We start from the raw sequence: 8,252 nt of genomic DNA, 5'->3' as shown, positions 1-8,252 counted from the left end.
GCAGTTCGTCGTCAGATGGCCTGCGCGTTCTCCAGACGCGTAGAAGGAACGATGGCGAGTTCGGCCCCCATCGCTGCGGTGATGCGGATGAGAGTGTCTCGAGTTGGGTTGCCGAGACCACGTTCGATTCGACTGATCTCGGACTGCCCAATGTGCGAAAGGGCGGCCAGCTGCCCCTGGGTGAGCCGCGCCGCGGACCTCGCCTCAGCCAGCTGTCTGCCCAGTTTTACCTGCTCGTGTACTTGTTCCTCGAGCTCAGTGCCAAAACGGTCGGCAAACTCCTTGACCTCGGGGGTCCACTCCGACTTGACGGCGTTGGCGATCTCGCTAAATGGTCGCGTGCCCATGACCAACTCCTAGTCGCATACCTCGCGGCAGTGTTAACACCACGCAGTTTATGTGTCAAAACACATATTTGTCAATTGAGGTACCGGCCGCCTATTTTTCGCCTTTCCAGACCTTCAAGCACTTTCGCGCCTTCTTGATCTCTTTGGCTTGACGCTTCTCGCTAGGATCCTTGCCCTTGTCGTACGCGTTGAACAACAACACGATCTTGGAGCCATGAAAGGTCGTGAAGATCCGAAGCAGGACCGTGCGATTGCGGTTGGGGTCTTCAGCGGGGTTCGGATCGGTCTCGCCCCAAGTTTCGGCACCATGCAGGGACGTCCGAATACGGATCTCGTAGAGTCCGCCGCCGAGCGCCTTGCCCCATTCCGTGCTGCAAATATCCATGCCGAGCGGCTGGACGACCTTCTCCAGAACCATAATCGCAATGGCCTGATCGTACTGATCAGCACTCGTCAACCATGCCTCGAAGGGCGCCTTCCCAGTTTTGGGATCCACCCAGGCGTCGATCGTCCACTCCGTCGGTCGCTCATCCCCCATAAGCAGGATGCTATCGATCTGCTTGCCGGATCGACGCAGCACTCGCGGCTAGTGGCGGCGCATTTCTACACTTCCGCTCGCCGTCATTCAGGATCTCCGTTCGAAGATCCCGATCATGCGCTCGTAATCCGCCGCCCACACAAGGGAACTCAGGCTAAGCGCCGGCGGCGTCACTTGGTCACATATGCCGCCTGCCGGAGTGCCTCGCCGCGGGCGACCCGTCCGGGAGCCGTCGACGCGTTGATCGCGAGCACCGACAGCAACTCGTACGCGACGTGCGCTGCCGCGATGCCGGTGATCTCGGCGTGGTCGTACGCGGGCGCGACCTCGACGATGTCGGCGCCGACGACGTTGAGGCCGACGAGTCCGCGCAGTGTGTTCAGCAGTTCGCGGGACGTCATGCCGCCGGCCTCGGGGGTTCCGGTGCCCGGCGCGTGCGCGGGATCGAGGACGTCGATATCCACGGACACGTAGACCGGGCCGCCGTCGAGCCGTCGACGCATCCGTTCGACGATGCTCGCGACGCCGTCCACCTCGTAGTCGTCGGAGCGGATGACCTGGAAACCGAGAACGGCGTCGTCCTCGAGGTCCTTCTTGCTGTACAGCGGGCCGCGGATGCCGATGTGCTGCGACCGCTCGAGGTCGATCAGCCCCTCCTCGCTGGCCCGCCGGAACGGGGTGCCGTGCGTGAAGGGGGCGCCGAAGTAGGTGTCCCACGTGTCGAGGTGGGCGTCGAAGTGCAGCACGGCGATGGGACCGTGGTCGCGGGCAAGGGACCGCAGGATCGGCAGCGCGATCGTGTGGTCGCCGCCGAGCGTCAGCACGGTCGAGCCGTCCTTGCGCAGGTCGGTGACGGCGCCGTCGACCGTGGCCAGGGCTTCCTGGATGTCGAACGGGTTGACGCCGATGTCGCCGAAGTCGGCGACCTGCTGCGCCGCGAAGGGGTGCACGTCGAGTGCCGGGTTGTACGGACGCAGGAGCTTCGACGCCGCACGGATGTGGCCGGGGCCGAACCGGGCGCCGGGGCGGTAGCTCACACCGGAGTCGAACGGGACACCCAGCACCGTGACGTCGGCGCGGGACACCTCGTCGAGCCGCGGGAGGCGGGCGAACGTGCTGGGTTCGGCGTAGCGCGGGGTGCGGGTGGCGTCGACGGGGCCCTGGATGCGGGACGCGTCGGGACCGCTGATCTCGTTTTTAGTCATCGGAATCCTTCGGTGTGTGCCGGAGACGTGGCTTCGTCGTATCGTTTCCTTGGAACGCATTCTTGTCAACACCTGTTTCCTATACGAGACACGATGAAGGAACGATGCATGGCGAACGAGCTCGCAACCGAAGGTCCGTCGGGCGTCGATGCGCCCAGGATCGGCCCCCGGCTCAAGGCGGCGCGGCTGGCCCAGCGCCTGACGCTCGACGAACTGGCGGCCGGGTGCGGCATCACCAAGGGCTACCTGTCGAAGATCGAGCGGGACCACGCGAGCGCGTCCGTGGCCACGCTGGTGCGGATCTGCGCCGCGCTGAACATTCCCGTCGGGTCACTGTTTGAGAGCTCCGCCGCAGGTGAGGTAGTGCGGGCCGACAATTACCCGCCGATCAGCTTCGGCGGGGAACGCATGGCCGAGTTCCTGCTGACGCCGTTCGGCGAGCGCCGCATCCAGTCGCTGCTGAGCAGGATCGAACCCGGCGGCGGCAGCGGGTCGGAAACGTACGAACTGCCCGTCGACGTCGCGTTCGTCTTCGTCGTGTCGGGCCGGATCGGCATTTCCTTCAACGGTGCGGGGACCGCGGAGGACGTGTCGCTGGGGACGGGGGACGCGTTCACCTTCTCCCCGCAATTGCCGCACAGCTTCCGCGCGCTCGGCGACGAGACCGCGACCGTCCTGTGGATTCTCGCCCCCGCTCTCCCGGACGACGTCCGGCCCACGTCCCGATAGGAAACCGTCAAGCGGTTTAGGAAACATGTGTTGACAGTCACGGCTCGCCCGTTCATTGTTGTGCGCATCACTCCACCGCTCAGGAGCTCAACGTTGGATATCACCAAGATTTCTCCGCGCCCGCCGGGACTGGCCGGCGCACTGCGCGCCCGCAAATCGGTCGAGGCGATCGTCGCGCGCAACGACCAGGAACCCGGTCACGGACTCAAGCGGTCGATGGGCCTCGTGCACCTCACCGCACTGAGCATCGGCGCCTCGCTGGGAACGGGCATCTTCGTCATCCTCGGCGAAGCGACACCCAAGGCAGGCCCCGCTGTGGTCCTCGCGTTCGTGCTCGCGGCGTTCACCGCGCTGTTCTCCGCCCTCTCCTACGCGGAACTCGCAGGCAGCATCCCCGTCTCCGGTAGCTCCTACTCGTACACCTACGCGACCATGGGCGAACTGTTCGCGTGGATCTGCGGCTGGTGCCTGATGCTCGAGTACGGCGTCTCGGTCGCGGCCGTGGCCGTCGGATGGGGCGAATACATCAACGAACTGCTCCACGGCATGTTCGGCATCGCACTACCCGCCGCGATCAGCGAATCACCGGGAGCGGGCGGCGTCGTCAACGTGCCCGCCATCGTCATCGTGCTCGTCGCGGTGGCGCTACTGACCCGCGGAGCGTCCGAGAGCGCCCTGGTCAACACCATCATGGTCGCGCTGAAGATCCTCGTGCTCGTGTTCTTCTGCGCGGTCGCGTTCACCGCGTTCCGCGCCGGGAACTTCACGCCGTTCATTCCCCTCGGCGCGGCAGGCGTCACGGCCGCGGCGTCCCAGGTGTTCTTCGCCTACATCGGGTTCGACGCCGCCTCGACCGCAGGCGACGAGGCGAAGAACGCGAAACGCGACCTTCCCCGCGCCATCATCCTCTCGCTCGTGATCGTCACGGCCCTCTACTGCCTGGTCGCGATCGCGGCCGTCGGCGCGATGCCCTGGCAGGACATCGCGGGCGAGGGCGCCGCACTCGCGACCATCCTCGAGGCCGCCACCACCAGCACCTGGCCGGCCGTCCTCTTGTCCGCGGGCGCCGTGATCGCCATCGCGAGCGTCGTCCTCGCCGTGATGTACGGGCAGACCCGAATCCTGTACGCGATGTCGCTCGACGGTCTCGTTCCGCGCGTGTTCTCCCGCGTCAACCCCCGCACCCGGGTGCCCGTCGTCAACATCGTGGTCGTCGGCGCCGTCGTCTCCGCGCTCGCGGGGTTCGTGCCGCTGGGCGAACTGGCCGACGCCACGAGCATCGGCTCGCTGTTCGCGTTCATGCTCGTCAACATCGCCGTGATCATCCTGCGCCGGCGGCACCCCGACCTGCACCGCAGCTTCCGCACTCCGCTGTTCCCGCTGATGCCGGTCCTCGGCGTGGTGTTCTGCGCGCTGCTGCTGTTCGGCCTCGGTGTCTCGACGTGGGTGGCGTTCGCCCTGTGGATGGCGGTGGGGCTCGCGATCTACTTCGCCTACGGCGTCCGCAAGTCCGAACTCCGCAACAGCCCCGAAGCGGTGGAGGCACGATGAGGGCGGCGCTGTTCCAGGGTCCCGAACTCTCCTTCGACGTCGCGGCGAACCTCGCCGCCATCGCGTCCGCCGCGCAGACGGCAGCGGCCGCCGGTGCGTCCATCCTGGTCTGCCCGGAAATGTCGGCCACCGGCTACAACATCGGCCCACTCATCGCCGAGCGGGCCGAACCCGCCGACGGGCCGATCGCGGCGCGGATCGCGGAGATCGCGCGCGAGTCCGGCATCACCGTCGTCTACGGCTACCCAGAGGCGGACGGCGCCGTCGTCTACAACAGCGTGCAGGCGCTCGGCCCGTCCGGGAACTCGCTCGCGAACTACCGCAAGACCCACCTGTTCGGTGACCTCGACCGCACGCACTTCGCCGCCGGCGACGAACTCGTGGTCCAGTTCGACCACGACGGCACCCGGTGCGGACTCCTGATCTGCTACGACGTCGAGTTCCCGGAAGCCGTTCGCGCGCACGCCGACCGGGGCACTCAGTGGCTGATCGTCCCCACCGGTCTGATGTGCCCGTATGAATTCATCGCGGAGAGCGTCGTCCCGACCCGGGCCTACGAGAGCCAGGTGTTCGTCACGTACGTCAACCGGTGCGGCACTGAAACCGACCTCGACTACTGCGGATCCAGTTGCGCGATCGCACCCGACGGCACCGAACTCGCCCGGGCGGGCCGCTACGAAGAACTGGCGATCGTCGACCTCGAACTCGACGTCCTCCGCCGATCCCGCCGCGACAACACCCATCTCGACGACCGACGCGTCGACCTCTACCCCATTGTGCAGGAGAAGACTTCATGACAATCCCCGTCACCCCGGACAGCACCGCCACGGACACCGACGTCCCGCCGCTGACGATGTTCGGTCCCGACTTCCCGTTCGCCTACGACGACTACGTGACGCACCCGTCGGGCCTCGGTTCGGTGCCCGCAGGCCGGCACGGCACCGAGGTGGCGGTGATCGGCGGCGGACTGTCGGGCATGGTCACGGCGTACGAACTGATGAAGATCGGCCTCAAACCGATTGTCTACGAGTCGGATCAGATCGGTGGCCGGATGCGGTCGCAGCCGTTCGAGGGACACCCCGGCGTGGTGGCCGAGATGGGCGCGATGCGGTTCCCACCGTCGTCCACCACCCTGTTCCACTACCTCGACGCCACCGGGCTGCGGACCGAGGCGTTTCCCAACCCGCTCGCCGACGCCACCCCCAGCACGGTCATCGACCTCAAGGGCGAAACGTATTACGCACAGCACCTCGACGATCTGCCGCCAGTGTTCCGGGAGGTCTCCGACGCATGGCAGCGCACGCTCGAGGAGCACGCCGAACTGATCCCGCTCCAGCAGGCGATCCGCGACCGCGACACCGCCGAACTGAAGCGGATCTGGAACGACCTCGTGGTCCGACTGGACGATCAGACGTTCTACGGCTTCCTCGCCTCGTCCAAGCACTTCGCGTCGTTCCGGCACCGGGAAGTGTTCGGGCAGGTCGGTTTCGGAACGGGCGGCTGGGACACCGATTTCCCCAACTCGATCCTCGAGATCCTGCGCGTCGTGATCACCGCCGCCGACGACCACCACCGCGGCATCGTCGGCGGGTCGCAGCAACTGCCGCTGCACCTGTGGACGGACACCCCGGCGGGGATGGCGCACTGGCCGGACGGCACGTCGGTGCGCTCACTGAACGGCGGGGACACCCGTCCCCGCGTCACCGCGGTCCGGCGCACCGCACCGCATCAGGTGACGGTCACCGACTCGGCCGGTGAGATCCGCACCTACCCGGCCGCCGTCTTCACGGCGCAGAGTTGGATGCTGCTCAACAACATTCACTGCGACGACGACCTGTTCCCGATCGACCACTGGACCGCCATCGAACGCACCCACTACATGGGTTCGACGAAGGTGTTCGCCCTCGTGGACCGTCCGTTCTGGAAGGACAAGGACCCGGTGACCGGCCGCGACCTCGTCAGCATGACGCTGACCGACCGGATGAGCCGCGGCACCTACCTTCTCGACCAGGGTGACGACAAGCCCGGCCTGATCTGCCTGTCCTACACGTGGTCCGACGATTCGCTCAAACTGCTGCCGCTCGACGCGACGGAGCGGATGAACCTGATGATCAAGTCGCTCGAGGAGATCTACCCGGGCGTGGACTTCCGCAGCCACATCATCGCCACCCCCGTCACGCTGTCGTGGGAGACCGAACGCGACTTCATGGGCGCGTTCAAGGCGAACCTGCCCGGCCACTACCGGTACCAGGAACGGCTGTTCAGCCATTTCGTTCAGGACGAACTCGACCCGCGGCATCGCGGAATCTTCCTGGCGGGCGACGACATCTCGTGGACCGCGGGCTGGGCGGAGGGCGCCGTGCAGACCGCGCTCAACGCCGTCTGGGGAGTGATGCACCACCTCGGCGGCGCCGCCCCCACCGACAACCCCGGCCCCGGCGACCGGTACGCCGAACTCGGTCCCATGCGCTTCGCGCCCGTGAGTACTTATTAACCACGGGCGGTTAACAAGTACTCACGGGGGCGTCAGCCCAACCAGTCCAGAACGGCTGCGGCCGTCCACGACTGCTGCATGCTGCCGAGGGGCTGCCCGGTGAACGGCTCGTAGTATTCGGCGAAGCTGCCGTCGCTCGCCTGCCGCAGTCCCTCGGACCGCAGCAGGTGGGCGCGCTCGGCCCACCCGCGGCGGGCGAACGCCCAGGAGAACAGCCACGTCATCACGGGCCACACCGGACCGCGCCAGTATTCGCGCGGGCGGAAGTCGCCCGACACCGGCGACGTCGACGGCGGCACGGCGTACCGGAGGTCGGGGTGGCCGCAGAACTTCGGCCCCTCGAACGTGCGGATCAGGGCGCGTTCGGCGTCGCGGCTCAGGCCGCCGCACAGGAGTGGGGAGAACATGGCGAGCGTTTCGGTGGCGATCCACCGGCCGCTGCGCAGATCGAAATCGCGTGCCGCCCCGGACCGTTCGTCGGTGGTCGTGAGGACGCCCTGCCGGAACCGGGCCGCCCACCCGTGCAGTTCGCGGACGTCGGAGTTCGGCATCGAGTGTTCCTCGCCGATGGTCGCGAGCACCTCGCACGCCATCGAGAACACGGCGCTGACGAACACGTCCTCCACCGCGAAGCTCATGGCGGTGGCCAGTTCCGCGTCGTCGTAGCGGACGGTCTTCATCTCCTCGAGCAGCCACAGGTAGCGGTCGTACTCGCCGTTCGACGGCCGCTGTCCCGTATCGGCGACGTGGGACAGGTCCTCGCGCAGATACGTGGGCATCACCCCTGCGACGACGTTGGCGTACGAGTGGTCCCAGCGCGGCGAGTTGTCCATCCCGGACTCCCACCCGTGGTACAGCGCGATCCGGCCGTTGCCGTCGAGGTCTCGGGCGTTGGCCAGCCAGCGGTGCCAGCGCACGAGGTCGGGCCAGCGCCGGTCGAGGAACTCCTCGGCGACGGCCCGGGTGCTGCGACCGTGCCTGCGCGAGTGGTCGAGGATCCGCTGCACGGCGATGGCGTGGACGGGCGGCTGCGTAATGCCCGACGTCTGCGTTCCGCTCGGCGCGTGCGCCGCGAGGGTTCCGCACTCCCACCGACCGGGGCCGGGGAAGTACCCGTCGACGCCGTTCGCGAACACGATGTGCGGGATCATCCCGTTCTTCCACTGCGCCGACAGCAGGGTGTCGAGTTCGACGACGGCCCGCTCCACACTGAGGGGCGCCAGTCCGACCGCGACGAATGCCGCGTCCCAACTCCACATGTGCGGGTACAGGCGCGGCGCGGCACTCGTCATGGTGCCGAGGTCGTTGCCGCGAAGCAGGTACGCGGCACGTGCCGCGAGCTGTGTCGGGGTGAATCCACGGTCCGCCATTGCACCATTCTGCTGCGG

Annotated in this window: 8 protein-coding genes; 4 read left to right on the top strand and 4 right to left on the bottom strand. The window is 67.1% G+C overall.

What is annotated here, in order from left to right; genetic code table 11:
* Positions 1–11: 11 nt before the first annotated feature.
* From JWS13_RS25960 to speB, 3 genes are all read right to left on the bottom strand, one after another.
* Positions 12–347 carry a helix-turn-helix domain-containing protein gene (locus JWS13_RS25960; RefSeq protein WP_206008220.1) on the bottom strand — a complete coding sequence of 112 codons (336 nt, stop codon included), beginning with the start codon at positions 345–347 and terminating at the stop codon, positions 12–14.
* A gap of 91 nt (positions 348–438) precedes the next feature.
* Positions 439–927, bottom strand: coding sequence for a hypothetical protein (locus JWS13_RS25955; RefSeq protein ID WP_206008218.1), 489 nt, complete (start codon positions 925–927; stop codon positions 439–441).
* A 128-nt stretch (positions 928–1,055) separates the two neighbouring features.
* A complete protein-coding gene (speB, locus tag JWS13_RS25950; protein WP_206008217.1) occupies positions 1,056–2,090 on the bottom strand; it encodes an agmatinase in 1,035 nt (344 codons plus the stop codon).
* A 108-nt stretch (positions 2,091–2,198) separates the two neighbouring features.
* Between speB and JWS13_RS25945 the strand changes: the two genes are divergently transcribed.
* The 4 genes from JWS13_RS25945 (at position 2,199) to JWS13_RS25930 (ending at position 6,864) form a co-directional block, all read left to right on the top strand.
* Positions 2,199–2,819, top strand: a complete 621-nt coding sequence (locus JWS13_RS25945) for a helix-turn-helix domain-containing protein (protein WP_206008216.1) — start codon at positions 2,199–2,201, stop codon at positions 2,817–2,819.
* A gap of 93 nt (positions 2,820–2,912) precedes the next feature.
* A complete protein-coding gene (locus JWS13_RS25940) occupies positions 2,913–4,370 on the top strand; it encodes an amino acid permease (protein WP_206008215.1) in 1,458 nt (485 codons plus the stop codon).
* Positions 4,367–5,167 carry a carbon-nitrogen hydrolase family protein gene (locus JWS13_RS25935; protein WP_206008214.1) on the top strand — a complete coding sequence of 267 codons (801 nt, stop codon included), beginning with the start codon at positions 4,367–4,369 and terminating at the stop codon, positions 5,165–5,167. Before JWS13_RS25940 ends, JWS13_RS25935 begins: the two co-directional genes overlap by 4 nt.
* Positions 5,164–6,864 (top strand): flavin monoamine oxidase family protein, encoded by a 1,701-nt coding sequence (locus tag JWS13_RS25930; protein ID WP_206008213.1) that lies wholly within the window; start codon positions 5,164–5,166, stop codon positions 6,862–6,864. Before JWS13_RS25935 ends, JWS13_RS25930 begins: the two co-directional genes overlap by 4 nt.
* Positions 6,865–6,896: 32 nt before the next feature.
* Here JWS13_RS25930 and ggh read toward each other — a convergent pair whose 3' ends face one another.
* Positions 6,897–8,234, bottom strand: coding sequence for a glucosylglycerate hydrolase (ggh, locus tag JWS13_RS25925; RefSeq protein ID WP_206008212.1), 1,338 nt, complete (start codon positions 8,232–8,234; stop codon positions 6,897–6,899).
* Positions 8,235–8,252: the final 18 nt, after the last annotated feature.

It is taken from the genome of Rhodococcus pseudokoreensis, from assembly GCF_017068395.1.
In the GTDB taxonomy this organism is placed as follows: domain Bacteria; phylum Actinomycetota; class Actinomycetes; order Mycobacteriales; family Mycobacteriaceae; genus Rhodococcus_F; species Rhodococcus_F pseudokoreensis.
Note: the sequence above shows the minus strand (reverse complement) of the source record. Positions and strands in the feature narration are given on the sequence as shown.